We start from the raw sequence: 15,914 nt of genomic DNA on the forward strand, positions 1-15,914 counted from the left end.
CTGAGGTCCGCCCGTCGCTGCATGGGGGAGCGGGCGCGGCGCCTGACATCCCCTCCCGCTGATCCCATCGACGCGCTGGGAGGCTCTCTGTGAGCGAACGTCTCAATGCGTGGCCGACGCTGGTCTATGAGGACCTGGCGCCCATGGTTGACTACGTGAACCGGGTGGTACAGGTCGCAGGCAAGTACACCCTGGACGAACCCTTCGAAGTCGGCTGGGGAAATATCGTCCTCGATGTCACCCCCCGAGGGCTCAGTACGCCAACCCTTCGGCAGCGAGGCGTGACCTTCACGGTGCACTACAGCTTGCTCGACGGCGGCGTGGTCATCGAGGCCGACAATGGCTCGCGGATGGTGCCATTGTCCAAGGGATCAGTCGCCATGTTCTATGCGTCCTTCTGCGATGCGGCAGCCCAGCTCGGCATACACCGACCGCGCAGCTCGTTGATCTGCGAGATTCCGGATGCCCCGCCGCGTTTCGAGGACGATCACGTCGAACGCACCTGGGATGGCCACGCGGCCCGGCTGATCTGGACAGCGTTCAACCTTGCCGCTGACGGGCTCGAGGCGTGGCAGGCTCCCTTCCTGGGACACCGCCCCCGAGTCGGTGTGATGTGGGGCGGCTTCGACCTGTCAGCCACGCGTTTCCGGGCGCAGCCCACCGTGCCGCCGCCCCACCAGCCGCCGTTCATGCAGAACGCCCAGCTCGACGCGTATGTGTCGGTGGGATTCTCCTTCGGGGATGCCAAGGCGCCGAACGTGGGCATGTACGCGTACATCTGGCCCCAGCCGGACGGACTCGAAGGCCGGTCCTGGGGTGTCAAGGGCGCCGCCTGGCATCCCGACGCTGGCCTGGTTCGTCTGCCGTGGGCCAAGCTCAGGGAGACAGCGGACCCGCACCAGGCCATTGTGGCGTTCGGTGACGCCGTCTACGATGCCGCCGTCGAGACGGCAGGCTGGCCGTCCGACCTCGTCGGACCCCGCGTCGAGGGTTGGTACATGAGCAGGACACCGCCCCCGCTCGTCCAGCACCAGCACGGCTGACGCAAGTCGAGATTCCTGGCTTGGAAGTAGAGGTCGAACTCGATGTACTCGATGTCGGTGAAGCGCACTTCTTCCAGCATCGCGGCGCGGCGGCCACTGTCTTGGAAGTACACGTCTTTGAGTGCTTCAGCGGCGATCTCTTGTAGTCGCTGTTCGTTGGCGCCCTGGTCTTGGGGTTGGAAGAGGCGGGCGGCGTACTGCGGTGGTAGTGCCACGGTGAGGTGTCGCAGGCGGGCGTCGTCGGTGGTGGTGGAGAGCGCGCGCCGATCCGGGCGGTTTGACATCCTCGCCCACCTAAAGGAGGGCGAGGATGTCAATCCTTCTTGCCCGGGATCTTGGTGATCCGCGTTTTCCCTGGCCAGAGGAGGTCGGCTCGTGTGCCCGGCGGTCGTCATTGGTCGTCATAGGCCACTAACGAGTGACCTCGGACGGCCCAGAGACGGCCCCGCTTCGGCGCACTCCACTGACGGCCGGCACTTCGATATGACCTGTCTGGACCTCGGCCGACGACAGTCAGCCACGATGGCGGGCGCGCCGACCGACCACGCACGCGTATGCCTCACCGCACCCCCGCCGGCTCAGCCGGGCTGCCGCTGCTGTCGACTACAGCAAGCCAGGCGGCCAGCCCGTGAGGACGCTTCCTGTGCCCTCAGCTCAGCTTGGGAAGCTAAGTTCTCAGGGGTGTTGCTCTGGTAACCGCCGTGGGCCCAGACCTTCGACACGGTGGGGTGGTCCGCGGCAGGTCGTCGAGCAGGAGCTTGCCGCCGGCGGTGTCGTGCACGGACGCGGCGGTGACCAAGACGGCCAGGACCAGGCCGAGGGTGTCGGTATGACGTGCCGCTTGCGTCCTTAGCAGCGCCTAGCCAAGCACCCAGGAAGAAGACTTCACCGACGGGTGGGGGAGTAGTGGAGCCGTTGCGGGCGCGGTGCCCCACTTTTTGATTCTACCGGCGGTAGAATCAAGGGCATGAGCAAGCCGACCAGTATCAAGACCAGCGAGGAAGTGCGGAACCGGTTGCGGATCCTCGCTGAGGAGCGCGGCACCACCATCACGGAGCTGCTCGAGGACCTCGCCACCCGTGAGCTCACGGCAGCTGAGCGAGAACAGCGGGCTGCCGAGGCCGCACGTGAGCTCGGCATCGAGTACACCGAGCAGGTCCAGCAGACCGGCCAGGACGCCTGGGAGAAGATCCGCGCCCACCAGGGCGGCGCCGCCGCATGAACCTGACGGCCGTCCTGGACCACACCGCTCTGGCCGCTCTCTACCGTGCAGACCCCTTCTTCACCGGCCTCTACATCGAGGCATCTCGCGGCACCGGCCAGGTCATCATTCCCTCCCTGTCCGTCCTGGCTGCCGAGCGGCACATTGTCGGCGCCGGCAAGCACGCGGCGTCGCTGCGATTCGCGGAACAGGTGCCCTTCACCGCGGCGCACGCGGTCGATGCGATGGCTTGGAAAGACGTGGACTGGCCGGTGGCTCACGCGGCGGCGATCGCCTGGCAGGCAGCCAAGGAAGGCGCGACCCTCACGGTGTTGTCGCTCGAGCCTGAGCAGTACGCCGCAACCGGCATCACTCCACTGGACCCCAGCTGAGACAGGATCTTGCGCACGGGTGATCAGGGTTCCGGTTGTCTCAGCCCGCCCCAACGGGATGATCCGCACGAGAGCGCAAAAGGGGTCAAGCAGCCCGAGGGCTCGTCACATCCACCCTGAGCATCGGGTAGCCGCTGCCGTCGAGCTCACACCCACCGACGAATGACAGGAAGGTGAGATTCGCTGGCGCCGGAACCCGATGCACCGCAAGCTCGTCAAGCATGCGGCATTCACCGAGCAGTACCCCGTCGCGATCCTCTCGGACTGCGCCGTGTACGCCGCCGACGGCCGACGGCCCGTCTCCGCTGGACTTCCTGCCCTACCCCAACGGCAAGCCTCTGCAGGGCGGCTGGCGGCTCGGCATCTCCCCGGGCATGGTCAAGCACGAAGGCATCCAAACCGTGCTGTGGGGCGAAGGTGTCCGAGAGCAGTTCCAGGCGCCAGAACTCAACCTCGCCCGGTACATCAAGGACGGCCAAGTCACCACAAGGACAACGGGGAGTAGGGCCTCGGCGAGGCCGCCGGTGTCCGCGTCGACGATCGCCCCCACCGTGAGCACACCCGCGGACCGCGCTGCCGCGGCGAGCCTCGAAGTCCAGGCCGTCGACGGCCGTCTGCTCCCCGTACCTCTTGGTCAGCTGCTGCGCGTCGATCATGGGCGCTCTTTCTCTCGGGCTCAGCGTCCGTCGGATCCGACGCCTCACCCGCAACACCCGCAACGCTAAGTCCCCGATCACCTCGGTTCAGTGGTACTGGAGGCTGAAACGGCCCGCGCACGTGGTACCGCGGTACTACGCGACTCCGAGCGCGCCCCCAGTGAGTATGCCCTGCGGAAAAGTCCACGGATATCACCAACGCAACCATCGCGACCAGGGCATTCGCCGAGCTGCTCAGGTTGCGTTCAGATAGTCCGTGCGGTGTTGAAATTCATGCACGGACGGCCGGCGGGGCAAGCGAAGGGCGTGTTCCCCGCCGTCGGGCTGGACGGTGGGGAACACGCCCTTCCTGCCTACGGGGAGGGCTCCATGAGCGTCACGCCACGATGATGTCCGCGGACGGGCGCACCTGCGAGCAGACGTCGAGCACCTGGTGCGGCACGTGCCCCTCGAACGCCGCGAACGGCGTGGGATCCACCGCCTTGTCGTCTACCGCGGGGTAAGCCTCGAAGCGCGGGGCCCACGTGCGCACGCCGAGACGTGAGGTGGTCGAGCATTAGTCGACCATGTAGGCCACGCCGCGGGCGTGCATGTACGGGTTGAGCGAGTCGACCGCCTCGATGACCGACTCGTTGGCGATCTCGGAGTAGGGGTGGCCCTGCTCCAGCAGCAAGTCCCCTGGCCATCATGACGCCGCAGAAGACACCGGCGGTGAACGGGTTGAGCGGGACCTCACCGTCCGCGTCACGGCGGGCACGCGCGTCCTGGCCGACACGCCACATCTCCGCCTGGTCGATCTTGCCCATCGGGAAGCGGCCGAGGCGCTTGCCCGCCAGGATGACGCTGCGGATCTCGTTGCTGGAGCTCACCTCGTCGTAGATCTCCGCGGTCATTTCCAGGGCGACCCGGTATGACGCGGCATAGGCCTCCGCAAACACGCCCTTGGCCTCTTCGCCGAGGCGCTGGTAGACGCCGATCAGGCCGTCCTTGGAGAGGGTCTGCGAGAGCGGTAGAGACGCTCCGCGGTGCCGTGCACGCCCCCGAGCGGTATGGAGCGCTCGCCGGTGAGGTCCGACGGGTACTCCGACCGCAGGGTCCTCTGGAAGGTAAAGGGCGCGCCGAGCGCCACCGACCAGCCGAGAGCGCGGTCGACAACCCGCCCGGTGACGTCCTGCTCGACGGCGAAACTGGCGTTGATCCCGGCCCCGTTGACCGTGGCACCCTGCACGTACAGGTCCCGCACCGACGGGCCCATGCCCTTGGGGTAGACCGCGACCACATCGACGTCCGCCGGGAACGTCTCACCGACGTCCCGATGGTGGCCCAGCAGGAAGCCGTGCGAGAGTCCCGGCGTGGTGCCCGGGCGCAACGCGGCGAAGATCTCCCGGTAGTGCTCGGCGAGCGCGGCGTCGGAGATGAGCAGCAGCCCCCTGTCGGAGGCCGCGATGACCTCGAACATCTCGCCGAGCGTGCCGTCCTGTTCGGTGAAGCCCGCGGCTCTCCGCGTCCCCGACCACCGGTCGTCCCACTCCGGGGTCGGTTCCGCCGGACCTCACCTCGCCGATAGAGCCTTGACGACTTCCTGCGCGAGAGGGCCCGAGGACGCTGGATTCTGGCCCGTGATGAGGTTGCGGTCCGCGACCGTGTAGGGCTCCCAGGCAGGGCCCTTCGAATAGTCGGTGGGCAGCTTCCTCAGTTCGTCCTCCAGCAGCCACTTGGCCTTGTCGGCGAAACCGACACCGGCCTCCTCCTCGTTGCAGAAACCCGTCACCCGGAAGTTCGCGAAAGGCGTCTCGCCGTTAGCGTCACGGGTCGCGAGAAAGGCGGCCGGGGCATGGCACACGACGCCGAGGGGTTTGCCGGAGGCGAGTGCCTCCCGTAGGAGAGCCCCGGAGTCCGGGTCGACCGAAAGGTCTTCCATCGGGCCGTGTCCTCCGGGGTAGTAGACCGCATCGTAGTCCTCAAGACGCACGTCCTTGAGAGAGATGGGGTGCCGCAGCTCCTCGGCCTTCTCGATGACGGCCTCTTCCCGGAGGGAGTTCTCCTCGCCGCCCGTCATACTGGGACGCAGGCTCATCGTGTCCACAACCGGAATGACACCGCCCGGAGTTGCGACGGTGACCTCATGTCCGGCATCGGTGAACACGGTGTAAGGCGCCACGAACTCCTCCGCCCAGTAACCGGTGGGGTGCCGGTGCCCGTCCTTCAGGGTCCAATAGCTTGCGCCGGTCATCACACAAAGGATCTTGGCCATGGAATGCTCCTGCAGAGGACGACACCCGGGGAGGGCGCAGTACGACCAGTTTGAGACATGCATAACAAGGATGAGCGGAGATCCTGTAGCCGGCAACTTGCGACCGATGGATGCACGCATATCGTGTGTGAGTGCCGAGAAGCGGTAATAGGATTCTGGTGCCTAAAAAGCAGGGTTTACGCGGCCCCGACAGCAGAATGTTCGGGAGGATTGCCATGATCAGACCCTATGGCCCCTGCGATTTCCTGCCGCAGATCAGGACCTTCTCGTTGACCTCTGATTCCGTGGCCAGCGGCGAGCAACTGGCCCGCGAGCATGTGAGCGGCATCCTTGGGGCAGGGGGATCGGATATCTCACCGCAGCTGAGCTGGTCCGGATTTCCCGAGGAGACTCAAAGTTTCACGGTGGCGATGTTCGATCCCGATGTGCCTACCGCTTCGGGCTTCTGGCATTGGGCCAAGGCCATGAAGTTATGGGCTGTTGGGTGCTGTCAACAGGATGTCGATGCTGATGGTGGCTTTGTAGGTGCGTCGGTCGACGCGCAGGCTCTTGTAGGCGTAGCGGGACAGCGGCCGTTTGACGGCACGGGGGCTGACGCGCAGGTGGCGGGCGGGCATGAGGTGGTTCAGGACTGCCCGGCCGATGGTGCCGACGAGGTCGATGGTGGTGTCGGCGATCACGCCTGCGGCCTGGACGATCTGGTCGCGGGCGGTGTGGAGAGCGATGCTGAAGCTGGCTCGGTCCGGGTCGGCTCCGGGGACGGTGCTGGTGGCGTCGGCGATGGCGATCCTGATCACCTGGTAGACGGTCAGTAGCGCGTAGATCTCCTGCGCGATGCCCGGCAGGGTGCGGGAGCGCAGCACGCGGCGGCCGAGCATCGATTTCTTGATCGCGAGGTAGGCGGACTCCACTTCCCATCGCTCGTGATACAGCCTGACCAGCTCGAAGGCCGGATACCGGCGCGGGTCGAGCAGGGTGGTGGCCAGGCGGTAGACGCCGGTGTGCCTCCCGCTGGCGGTGGAGATGGTGATCTCGCATTCGATGATGCGGACCTCCACTGTGCCGATCTGGGACAGGAAGGAGCCGTCGTCGAAACGGCGCAGGACGGGCGGCTTACGCGTTGCGGAGAGTCGGGCCAGGAAGTCGGCGCCGGTGCCGGCCACGGCGTGGAGGAAGGCGTTGGTGGCAAATCCCCGGTCCAGCAGCACGATCATGCCCTGGTGCAGTGAGCGCAGCAGGCGGCGTCCCAGGACGGGCTCGCCGGGTTTGCGGGGGCCGAAGACGGCGTCGATGACCGCGCGGGTGCCGCAGGCCACCAGGGCGACCAGCAGGACCTGCGGATAGCCGGAGGCGGCGGTGTACTGGTTGGCCCCCTTGCCCAGCCGGGCCCGCACGTCCGCGTCGTCGGCGACGTCCAGGTAGGTGCCGTCGATCGCGACCACCAGCAGTCCGGCCCAGCGGGTGCCGGCCGTGCGGACCGCCGAGGCCGGGCCGCGCAGCAGGTCGAACAGGGCCCGCATCGGGCGCACGCCGAGCCGGGTGCGGGCGTGCCACAACGCGGTCGCGGTCACCGCCGGCAGAGGCAGTGCCTCAAGGGCGCCGGTCAGCTTGCGCCACACGGTCGGGTAACCGCATTCCTCGAACAGCGTGGCCGCGAGCAGCAGGTAGACCACCACCCGGGCCGGCAGCTTCCGCAGCCGCTGCTGCACAGCCCCGCACTCGGCGAGGACCTCATCGACCATCTCGAACGGCACAACCTGGGTTAACTCGCCCAGATGACCCGGCGCGAAGACGCCTTCGGCTACCGCGATCTCACGCGGGATGACAGACTGTCCGGACAGCGGAGCCTCCGGTCCTTGAACGGCTTGTCTTGGCGGACCAGCCAGTTCTACCGGGGCTCCGCTTCTCGCGTCCGGCGTCCTTCCAGATCAGCCCTCACTTGCGGCCACGACTAACTTCATGGCCTTGACCTTTAGGTGGGGGAGGAGTCACCAGTAGTCCTGTGGAGCAGGCCGCAGGCCAGCAGGCCGCAGGCCGCCTGGCGGCACCGTTCGGGAGCCGGGGCCGTCCTATGTCTGGCCGACCATGGCGGCGGGTTGGACGATGCGGTCGAAGTCCTCGGCGCTGATGTAGCCGGAGGCCAGCGCGGCCTCGCGCAGGGTGGTGTCCTCGTCGTTGGCCTTGTGGGCGATCGCGGAGGCCTTGTCGTAGCCGATCACGGGCGAGAGCGCGGTGACCAGCATGAGCGAGCGGTCGACGTAGCTGTCGATCTGGTCCCGGTTGAGCCGGATGCCCTCGATGCAGTATTCGCGCAGCTTGGCGCAGGCGTCGGCGAGGATGGTGGCCGCGTGCAGAAAGTTGTTGATGATGACCGGCCGCATGGCGTTGAGCTCGAAGTTGCCCTGCGTGCCGGCGAAGGCGATCGCCTCGTCCTCGGACAGCACCTGGAGGCAAACCATGACCATCGCCTCGCACTGGGTGGGGTTGACCTTGCCGGGCATGATCGAGGAGCCGGGCTCGTTCGCCGGGAGGACGATTTCGTCGAGGCCGCAGCGGGGTCCTGAGGCCAGCCAGCGGATGTCGTTGGCGATCTTCATCAGGGGCACGGCCAGGGCCCGAAGTCCGGCGGAGGCGCCGACCACGGCGTCCAGGCCGCCCTGGGCGGCGAACTTGTTCTGCGCGGTGGTGAACGGGTGGGCGGTCGCGGTGGCGATCTCGGTGGCGACCTGCTCGCCGAATCCGGGTGGGGCGTTGAGTCCGGTACCGACGGCGGTGCCGCCCATGGCGAGTTCGTACAGGCCCTCGGCGGATCTGGCGGCCCGGTCGATGCCTTGGTGCAACTGGTGGGCGTAGCCGGACCACTCCTGCCCCACGGTGAGCGGGACGGCGTCCTCCAGGTGGGTGCGGCCGATCTTCACCACGTCATGCCAGCGCCGTGCCTTGGTCTCGATGGCCTGCTGCAGGGCGCCCACGTCGGGCAGCAGGTGCTCGTGGATCTCTTTAACCGCGGCGATGTGCATGGCCGTGGGGAAGGTGTCGTTGGAGGACTGCCCCATGTTGACGTGGTCGTTGGGATGGATCGGAGACTTGCTGCCCAGTTCCCCGCCGACCAGTTGGATGGCACGGTTGCTGATCACTTCGTTGGTGTTCATGTTGGACTGCGTGCCCGACCCTGTCTGCCACACGTACAGCGGGAAGTGATCGTCCAGTTTCCCTGCGATGACCTCGTCGGCCACCCGCTGGATCAGGTCGGCCTTCCAGGCCGGCAGCCGACCGGCGCGCCCGTTGACGAGGGCGGCGGCCTTCTTGACGTAGCCGTAAGCGTGGTAGACCGCTTTGGGCATCCGGTCGTCCCCGATGGAGAAATGGATCAGGGACCGTTGTGTCTGGGCGCCCCAGTAGCGATCCGCGGGGACGTCGATGGCGCCCATGGAGTCGGTCTCCCGCCGGGTGCCGGTCGCGTGCAGACCGACGGGGATGTCGAGGATCTTCGGGGCTTCGTCCTGACTGGCCCGCCCGGCCCGGTCGGCCGCGGAGTGTTCCGTCTTCATGCTGCGGCTCCGTCGGTGTAGATCGGCTGCCACATGGCCTTCCGGACAGTTTCGGAGACGTCGGTCGGCTTGCTGGTGGCCACGCCGTCGTCGAGCGCCGCCTTGACCACCGCGGTCGCAGTGGCCGCCGAGGACTCCCGAAGGTTTTCCACGGGTGGCAGCAGGGAGGCTCCGGGCCCCGACGGGTCGACCTGGTCCGCGACGGCCTGCGCGGCCGCGAGCAGCATGCCCGAGCTCACCTGGGACGCCCCGGAGACGATCGTGCCCAGGCCCAGTCCCGGGTACAGCAGCGCGTTGTTGGCCTGCCCGATCTCGTAGGTCACGCCGTCGTATTCCACGGGTGGGACGGGGATGCCGGTCGCCACCAGCGCCTTTCCCCCGGACCAGGCGATGACGTCGGCGGGCATGGCCTCGATCCGGGAGGTGGGATTGGAGATCGGGAAGATGATCGGCCGCTCGGTACCCTCGGACATGGACTGGACGACCTCGCGTGTGAAGGCGCCGTGCGCGGTGGAAGTGCCCAGCAGGATTGTGGGTTCGACCCGGCGCACCGTTTCCAGCAGCGAGATCGCGCCGTCGTCCCTCGTCCAGTCCGCGACCTCGTCCGGATCGCGTGCGTAGGGCTGCTGGAAGTCACGCAGGCCGTCCATGTCGCGGGTGAGCAGGCCCTGTTTGTCGATCAGCCACACTTGTGCGGCGGCCTGCTGCGGATCCGCACCGTCGCGGACCATCGCGTCGCGCAGCTGGTCGGCGATGCCCACCCCGGCGGTGCCGGCGCCGAAGACGACCAATTTCTGGTCCCGCATCCGCACACCGCTGACCTTGACGGCGGACAGGGCGGCGGCCAGCGTGATGGCTCCAGTGCCCTGCATGTCGTCGTTGAAGATCCGATAGCGGCCGCCGTACTGCTCCAGGATCCGCCGTGCGTTGCTGGGACCGAAGTCCTCGAAGTGCAGCAGCGCGTCGGGGAACGTGGACGACGCCGTCTCCAGGTACCTCTCGATGAACGCGTCGTAGTCGGCGCCACGAACGCGGGAGTGCCGGTTGCCCAGGTACAGCGGATCGTCCAACAGCGACCTGCGGTCCGTGCCCACGTCCAGCGACACGGGAACGACGCGGCGCGGGTCGATGCCGGCGGCCGCCGTGTAGACCGCGAGCTTGCCGACCGAGATCTGGATCCCTCCCACACCCCAGTCACCGATGCCCAGGATCTCCTCCGCGTCCGTGCACACGATCAAGTCGACATCCTCGGGCCCGAGCTGAAGCGTGGCGAAGGCCTTCTCCATGTCGTCGGGCCGATCGATGGACAGGAAGATGCCGCGCGGGCGGCGGTACTCGTGGGAGTATTTCTCGATCGCTTCGCCCACAGTGGGGTCGTAGACGATCGGCAGGAGCTCCACGAGATGCTCGACGAGGACCCTGAAGTACAGGGTCTCGTTGCGGTCGTGGAGCTGTTCCAGATAGACGTTCTTGGCTAGGTCGCTGCCCTGAGCCTGCATCTGCTGGTAGGCACGCTGAGTCTGCTGCTCGAGTGCGAGCACCCCGGAAGGCAGGCGCCCGGTGAGGCCGAGGGCCTCCCGATCCTCCGGGGTGAAGGCCACGCCACGGTTACGCAGCGGATCGATCAGAACGCTGGGGATGGCCGGGGTCCGCGCGTGGCTCTCGGTCATGAGAATCTCCCTCTGTGCGAAAAATGCCCGCCATGCCCGTGTCGGCTCCGGCCGGGTGATCACGCGGGCACGTTCCATGCCACTGTCGCCGGCACGTCGAAGTGCGGTTCACGCCCGCCCAGCGGATATGCGGCTAGGAACTTCGCCGCGCAGGTCGGCAGGGTGCGACCTCGACCGGTCCTTGTGCGGGTCGGAGCCCCGCGGCCCGGCGGAGTATGGAGGTGTGAGACCGGCGTTCCGGCGTGGGCGGGCGTTCACAAGAACACCGCCCGGGGCGCCCGCCCCGCCCGCCGCGGTCGATCGCGGTCGACGCCTCATCGGTGCCACGGTATGAATCCAGGCTAACTACCGGACGACGGGCTGCGCGACCTCACTCGTCGACGCGTCGGATGACCAGCACGGGCCACGACGCCGGGAACCCGGGCGACTACTCCGTGGACCCCACCCGACTGCAACGAGGCCGGCCCGCACTGGCCCGGTGTGCGCCGGGGAGTGGCCGCCCACGCCGTGGACCCTCAGAACGTGGCCCGCCTGTGGCAGGCCTTCCTCGACATGCTCGTAGCCGCGGCAACGACCGCCTGATGGCGCCACGGCCGTCAGCGGCTTGAGACTTAGGCGCTGTTTCTCGGATCATGTGCGGAGCCAGATGATGAGTGCTGCGAGGGTGACAGTGCCGAGGTAGGTGTAGGCCCGTTTCTCGTAGCGTGTGGCGACGGCGCGGAAGCCTTTCAGGCGGTTGATGGCACGTTCGACCGTGTTGCGTTTCTTGTAGCGCTCGCGGTCGAAGCCGGCGGGCCGTCCGCCCCGGGATCCCCGGTTGCGGCGGTGTCTGCGCTGGTCGAGTCGTTCGGGGATGGTGTGGGATATGCCGCGTCGTCGCAGGTAGTGGCGGTTTTCACGGGACGTGTAGGCCTTGTCGGCCAGGACATGGTCAGGTCGGGTGCGAGGTCGGCCGACTCCGATGCGGGGCACTGACACTTGTTGCAGGACCGGCTCGAGTTGGGGGCCGTCTCCGTAGTGTCCTGGTGTCAGGAGGACGGCGAGCGGCCGGCATCGTCCGTCGGCTGCAAGGTGGATCTTGGTGGTGAAGCCGCCGCGGGAACGTCCCAGACACTCGCCGACCTGACCACCTCCTCCAGCCGGACGAGCAGTTTGCGAAGCACCGGATCGACCTGGTTCGTCCGCCGGTGGACCCCCTTTTGAGGAATCGCGGCAGGCGGCGTCTTCCTTGCGCCGGCGGCGTGCTGGTGAGCCCGCACTGCCGTGGAGTCCACCGACACGTCCCAGTCGATCCGGCCCGCGGCGTCCTCGGCGGCCTGCACCTTCGACAGAAGCATCTGCCAGGTGCCGTCCGCCGACCAGCGGCGATGGCGCTTGTAGACCGTCTCCCACGGCCCGAACCGATCCGGCAGATCGCGCCACTGGACTCCCGTACGGACCCGGTACAACACCCCGTTGATCACCCGGCGGTGATCACTCCACCGGCCCCCACGTGTGCCACCACGAGGTAAGAACGACTCCAGCCGATCCCACTCCGCGTTCGTCAGATCACCGCGTCCCATGCATCCAGCCTGCCCCCAACACCCCACTCGTGTAAGGAGATCCGAGAAACAGCGCCTAGTCGTGCGGTGTCACATGCGGTCGGCTTCCAGGACCGCGCGGGTGAACGCCTCGGGAGCCTCCTGCGGGACGTTGTGACCGATGCCCTTCAGCGTACGGTGGACGTACGGGCCGGTGAACTTGCCGCGGTAGGCCGCGCCGTTGTCAGGCGGGGTGAAGGGGTCCAGCGCACCGTCGAGCGTGACGGTGGGCACGTTGATGGGTGGACCTTCGGCAAGCCTCGCCTCGAGGCCCTCGTAGCGCGGGTCGCCCGGTGCGAGCCCGAGCCGCCAGCGGTAATTGTGGATGACGATGTGGACGTAGTCCGGGTTGTCGAACGCCTGGGCGGTGCGGTCGAAGATGGCGTCGCTGAAGTGCCAGGTCGGCGAGACATTGCGCCAGATGAGCTTGGCGAAGTCGCGCCGGTACTTGGCAAGGCCCAACTCACCCCGCTTGGTGGAGAAGTAGTACTGGTACCACCACGCCCACTCGGCCGCCGGGGGCAGTGGTAGGTGCTGCTGCTTGCGGTCGGTTATGAGATAGCCGCTCACGGAGACCAGGGCCTTGCAGCGCTCCGGCCACAGCACGGCGACGATGTCGGCGGTGCGGGATCCCCAGTCGAAGCCGCCGAGGACGGCCCGCTCGATCCGCAGGGCGTCCATCAGAGCGATGATGTCCAGCGCAAACACCGCCTGCTCGGCGTTGCGCAACGTCGTGCGCGACAGGAAGGTGGTTGTTCCGTAGCCGCGCAGGTAGGGGACGATGACGCGGTAGCCGTGCGTGGCCAGCAGCGGTGTCACCTCGACGTAGCTGTGGATGTCGTACGGCCAGCCGTGCAGCAGGATCAGCGCGGGGCCGTGGGCGGGTCCTGCTTCGGCGTAGCCGATGCTCAACTCCCCGGCGCGGATCTGCTTCAGTGCGGCGAAGGACGGGGCCCCTCGCGCCTTGGCGAGCCCGGCTGCTTCCGCGCCCGTTCTGGAGGCCGCCGAGGAGGGACGGAGCATCCCAGCCAGTGAGGCAACCGCTGTGCTCGTCGTGCCCGCGCCGAGGACCTTGCCGAAAGTCCGTCTCTTCATGGGGAACCGTCCTGTCGTGTCCGCTCGTCGGGGAGAGCCAGAGCTGGGCCGCCGCGCCTCCCGGTTCGACAGGCACCCAGGACGAATGTCACAAAGCCGCTGACAAGGCGCCCTCCAGCTGCGTCCGAACGGGGGACGGCAACATGGCCTGCAGAACGACGCGGCCGACATGGTCATCGACCGGCCTGTCGCCCATGCGCCTAGTCAGGGCTTTGGGGCGGGCCGACTCGCTGGCGTAGAAGCGTCCCAGGGCACAGCCGTCGGCGAGGGTGCGGTCGAAGCGTTCGGCCTTGCCGTTCGTCTGCGGGCGGTAGGGCCGGGTCTTCTTCGGTGTGATCCCGAGTTCGTCGCAGGCCCGGCTCCAGTGCCGGGAGCGGTAGGCGGAGCCGTTGTCGGTGAGGACCCGTTCCACGCTCACCCCGCGGGCGGCGAACTACCAGTTGACCGCGCGGTGCAGGACGTCGACTGCGGTGGCGGTCGCCTCGTCGTCGCGGATCACGGCGTAGGCGACGCGGGAATGGTCGTCGCCAACGGTGTGGACGAACGCGGTTCGCAGCAGCGGTCCTCGGTGCTTGTTGCGGGGCCTGCCGGGTGTTGCGGCACGATTTTTGCGGCCCTGGACGCGTCCTGCAGGCAGCCCCGGCGGACCGACGGGTTGCGACAGAGCGTGCTCGACCTGCCGGGTGCGCTCGTCGGCGAGGACTTCGACCCGGTCGTTCGCCAGTGCCTCCATGGTCTGCTTCGCGACGTCTTCCGTACACCCCGAATTCCGTCGGCGAGGGGCTGGCCCGCGCTCGTGAGGCTGACTGCACCGGTTGCGCATCCTGCGCGCCGACCCGCAGTTCTGGAGGGGGTCTCACCGCCGTTCGTCAGCCGTCTTGTGGCCAAGGACTCCGCACAGCGGCCGACCGGTGGCGGGGTATGGGACGCCCTCAGGGAGATCAACGACCGTCACTCCGAAGAGCCGCAGCCCAGCAGCGGCTTGGGCCTCTCCGGTGAGGTGGTCGTGAGCCATGCTGAAGCCGCCGACGGCGCGATCATCCTCCTGCGCTTCGCAGTCGGCCACGGTCAGGATGCCGGGGTTACGAGGCGATCGTGACCGGCACAGGATCCGGCACTGCGGTGTCGGGTCGCAGGGTCAGGCCGCTGTGCAGGAACTGCTCGATGTCGGCCGGCCCGAGTCCGAGGGCGCGGGCGTTCCTTCGTCGTCCTGGGCGAAGGCGAGCAAGAACTTGCGGCTGGCAGGGTCGGCTTCTACTTGTTGAGGAATTCCAGCAGGTCCCGGTTGAACCTCTCCTTGTCCCCCGGCACCATCGCGATGCCGTGGGAGCTGCCCTCGTACACCTTCAGCTCGGCGTTCGGGATGATCTGGGCGGACTTGCGGCCGGTGGCGTCGATGGGCACGACCTGGTCGTCGTCGCCGTGCACCACCAGGGTGGGGATGTCGAATTTCTTCAGGTCTTCGGTGAAGTCGGTGTAGCCGAAGGCGTCCACGCATCGCACGCCGCCTTCGATGGTCTGCGCCATCGCCATGTACCAGAAGGCGTCCTTGTTGCCCTGGGTGACTTTGTTGCCGGGACGGTTGGCGGAGAAGAAACCTTCCGCGGTGTCCTTCCAGAACTGGGAGTGCTCGGTGAGGATGCCGTTCTTGAGTGCGTCGAACACCTTTTCCGGCACGCCCTCGGGATTTTTGTCAGACTTGATCATCACCGGCGGGATGGCGGACAGCAGCACCGCCGAGCGCAGCCGCCCGGTGCCGTGTCGGCCGATGTAGCGCGCGAGCTCGCCGCCACCCATGGAGTGCGCGACCAGGGTGACGTCTCGCAGGTCGAGGTGGGTAAGCAGGTCGTTGAGGTCGTCGGCGAAGGTGTCGAAGTCGTAGCCGTCCCAGACGGGCGTGGAGTGTCCGTGTCCGCGACGGTCGTGCGCGATTCCGCGGTATCCGGCGTCGACGACGGCCTTGAGCTGGTCCTGCCAAGCGTCGCCATTGAGCGGCCAGCCGTGGATGAACACCACGGGACGCCCCTGGCCCCAGTCCTTGTAGAAGATCTCGACACCGTCGCGGGTGGTGCAGATGGGCATGTGGCCTCCGTTGGCGCAGCTCCGGCCGTACGTGGGCAGACCGGGCGGAAGAGAGGGATGTTCTGGCACCCGCTTGCCAGCGGAATGCATGCCCGCACCGGGCGCAAGCGTCGACCGCCAGATGGCCCACGTGACGGTGTGGTGCCGGCCCTTCGATCGAGCCGACGCTCGCCGAAGCACGACGACCGCTGCCTGGGGATGAGGCTCTGCGGCGTACGAAATCGCGGAGCAGAAAGTGGACGGTTTCCGGGCCAGCCCTTCGCGCGTCCCGGACTCGTGGTGATCCTGACATCGCCGCCGCCACGGCCGAAGACGGGTTCGCAGCGTATCGGCGGATGTGCGGGGCCCCATCCATGGGTCACCCATGTCGGCTATACCATCCATAGCGCA

At 67.5% G+C, this 15,914-nt stretch carries 12 protein-coding genes and 6 pseudogenes; 5 read left to right on the forward strand and 13 right to left on the reverse strand.

From position 1 onward, the window contains the following. Positions 1 to 89 precede the first annotated feature (89 nt). Positions 90 to 1,043 carry a DUF5996 family protein gene (locus ACFQ9Z_RS33675; protein ID WP_383028748.1) on the forward strand — a complete coding sequence of 318 codons (954 nt, stop codon included), beginning with the start codon at positions 90 to 92 and terminating at the stop codon, positions 1,041 to 1,043. 29 nt (positions 1,044 to 1,072) lie between these two features. On the opposite strand, the pseudogene tpg reads toward ACFQ9Z_RS33675, so the two are convergent. Beyond that, positions 1,073 to 1,291, reverse strand: a pseudogene (gene tpg / locus ACFQ9Z_RS33680) (telomere-protecting terminal protein Tpg); the annotation flags it as partial. 438 nt (positions 1,292 to 1,729) lie between these two features. Next, a pseudogene (locus ACFQ9Z_RS33685) lies at positions 1,730 to 1,892 on the reverse strand (transposase); the annotation flags it as partial. A 118-nt stretch (positions 1,893 to 2,010) separates the two neighbouring features. Here ACFQ9Z_RS33685 and ACFQ9Z_RS33690 point away from each other — a divergent pair. The 3 genes and pseudogenes from ACFQ9Z_RS33690 to ACFQ9Z_RS33700 form a co-directional block, all read left to right on the forward strand. Beyond that, on the forward strand, positions 2,011 to 2,265 hold the full coding sequence (locus ACFQ9Z_RS33690; protein WP_383028751.1) for a hypothetical protein: 255 nt from the start codon (positions 2,011 to 2,013) through the stop codon (positions 2,263 to 2,265). Then, complete coding sequence (locus ACFQ9Z_RS33695) at positions 2,262 to 2,636, forward strand: PIN domain-containing protein (protein ID WP_383028756.1); 375 nt, start codon at positions 2,262 to 2,264, stop codon at positions 2,634 to 2,636. The genes ACFQ9Z_RS33690 and ACFQ9Z_RS33695 overlap by 4 nt, the downstream gene beginning before the upstream one ends. 199 nt (positions 2,637 to 2,835) lie before the next feature. Then, a pseudogene (locus ACFQ9Z_RS33700) lies at positions 2,836 to 3,136 on the forward strand (transcriptional regulator); the annotation flags it as partial. Positions 3,137 to 3,668: 532 nt separating this feature from the next. Here ACFQ9Z_RS33700 and ACFQ9Z_RS33705 read toward each other — a convergent pair. The 4 genes and pseudogenes from ACFQ9Z_RS33705 to ACFQ9Z_RS33720 form a co-directional block, all read right to left on the reverse strand. Beyond that, entirely contained in the window at positions 3,669 to 3,824 is a 156-nt protein-coding gene (locus ACFQ9Z_RS33705; protein WP_383028761.1) for a hypothetical protein, read from the reverse strand. Between the two features lie 274 nt (positions 3,825 to 4,098). Then, a pseudogene (locus ACFQ9Z_RS33710) lies at positions 4,099 to 4,272 on the reverse strand (ketol-acid reductoisomerase); the annotation flags it as partial. After that, the gene (locus tag ACFQ9Z_RS33715) at positions 4,269 to 4,751 is read right to left on the reverse strand and encodes a hypothetical protein (protein ID WP_383028764.1); all 483 of its coding nucleotides are present in this window, start codon (positions 4,749 to 4,751) and stop codon (positions 4,269 to 4,271) included. The gene ACFQ9Z_RS33715 and the pseudogene ACFQ9Z_RS33710, both read right to left, overlap by 4 nt. Positions 4,752 to 4,844: 93 nt before the next feature. Beyond that, positions 4,845 to 5,546, reverse strand: coding sequence for a type 1 glutamine amidotransferase domain-containing protein (locus ACFQ9Z_RS33720; protein WP_383028769.1), 702 nt, complete (start codon positions 5,544 to 5,546; stop codon positions 4,845 to 4,847). Between the two features lie 215 nt (positions 5,547 to 5,761). On the opposite strand from ACFQ9Z_RS33720, the pseudogene ACFQ9Z_RS33725 reads away from it, so the two are divergent. Further along, positions 5,762 to 5,992: pseudogene (locus ACFQ9Z_RS33725) on the forward strand (YbhB/YbcL family Raf kinase inhibitor-like protein); the annotation flags it as partial. Positions 5,993 to 6,016: 24 nt separating this feature from the next. On the opposite strand, the gene ACFQ9Z_RS33730 reads toward ACFQ9Z_RS33725, so the two are convergent. From ACFQ9Z_RS33730 to ACFQ9Z_RS33760, 7 genes and pseudogenes are all read right to left on the reverse strand, one after another. Further along, positions 6,017 to 7,387, reverse strand: coding sequence for an IS4 family transposase (locus ACFQ9Z_RS33730; RefSeq protein WP_383029011.1), 1,371 nt, complete (start codon positions 7,385 to 7,387; stop codon positions 6,017 to 6,019). Positions 7,388 to 7,615: 228 nt separating this feature from the next. Continuing rightward, the gene (fumC, locus tag ACFQ9Z_RS33735) at positions 7,616 to 9,097 is read right to left on the reverse strand and encodes a class II fumarate hydratase (protein WP_383028773.1); all 1,482 of its coding nucleotides are present in this window, start codon (positions 9,095 to 9,097) and stop codon (positions 7,616 to 7,618) included. Continuing rightward, entirely contained in the window at positions 9,094 to 10,767 is a 1,674-nt protein-coding gene (locus tag ACFQ9Z_RS33740) for an NAD-dependent malic enzyme (RefSeq protein ID WP_383028777.1), read from the reverse strand. The genes fumC and ACFQ9Z_RS33740 overlap by 4 nt, the downstream gene beginning before the upstream one ends. 630 nt (positions 10,768 to 11,397) lie before the next feature. Further along, positions 11,398 to 12,329 (reverse strand): IS5 family transposase gene (locus tag ACFQ9Z_RS33745; protein ID WP_383028782.1). Its coding sequence is split into 2 segments (ribosomal slippage): positions 11,398 to 11,937 and positions 11,940 to 12,329, totalling 930 coding nucleotides; the frame shifts between segments, so codons are not numbered across the junction. 69 nt (positions 12,330 to 12,398) lie between these two features. Next, the gene (locus ACFQ9Z_RS33750; protein ID WP_383028786.1) at positions 12,399 to 13,442 is read right to left on the reverse strand and encodes an alpha/beta fold hydrolase; all 1,044 of its coding nucleotides are present in this window, start codon (positions 13,440 to 13,442) and stop codon (positions 12,399 to 12,401) included. A 205-nt stretch (positions 13,443 to 13,647) separates the two neighbouring features. Further along, positions 13,648 to 14,070 (reverse strand): annotated as a pseudogene (locus tag ACFQ9Z_RS33755) (DDE-type integrase/transposase/recombinase); the annotation flags it as partial. Between the two features lie 626 nt (positions 14,071 to 14,696). Next, on the reverse strand, positions 14,697 to 15,524 hold the full coding sequence (locus ACFQ9Z_RS33760) for an alpha/beta fold hydrolase (RefSeq protein ID WP_383028791.1): 828 nt from the start codon (positions 15,522 to 15,524) through the stop codon (positions 14,697 to 14,699). Between the last annotated feature and the right edge of the window lie 390 nt (positions 15,525 to 15,914).

This window comes from Streptomyces sp. NPDC056580, assembly GCF_042793175.1.
Lineage (GTDB): Bacteria > Actinomycetota > Actinomycetes > Streptomycetales > Streptomycetaceae > Streptomyces.

Bases quoted from the DNA above. Each gene is read 5' to 3' on its own strand.
- ACFQ9Z_RS33690 (WP_383028751.1), top strand. From the start codon at position 2,011: ATGAGCAAGCCGACCAGTATCAAGACCAGCGAGGAAGTGCGGAACCGG.
- ACFQ9Z_RS33695 (WP_383028756.1), top strand. From the start codon at position 2,262: ATGAACCTGACGGCCGTCCTGGACCACACCGCTCTGGCCGCTCTCTAC.
- ACFQ9Z_RS33715 (WP_383028764.1), bottom strand. From the start codon at position 4,751: ATGTTCGAGGTCATCGCGGCCTCCGACAGGGGGCTGCTGCTCATCTCC.
- ACFQ9Z_RS33720 (WP_383028769.1), bottom strand. From the start codon at position 5,546: ATGGCCAAGATCCTTTGTGTGATGACCGGCGCAAGCTATTGGACCCTG.
- fumC (WP_383028773.1), bottom strand. From the start codon at position 9,097: ATGAAGACGGAACACTCCGCGGCCGACCGGGCCGGGCGGGCCAGTCAG.
- ACFQ9Z_RS33740 (WP_383028777.1), bottom strand. From the start codon at position 10,767: ATGACCGAGAGCCACGCGCGGACCCCGGCCATCCCCAGCGTTCTGATC.
- ACFQ9Z_RS33750 (WP_383028786.1), bottom strand. From the start codon at position 13,442: ATGAAGAGACGGACTTTCGGCAAGGTCCTCGGCGCGGGCACGACGAGC.
- ACFQ9Z_RS33760 (WP_383028791.1), bottom strand. From the start codon at position 15,524: ATGCCCATCTGCACCACCCGCGACGGTGTCGAGATCTTCTACAAGGAC.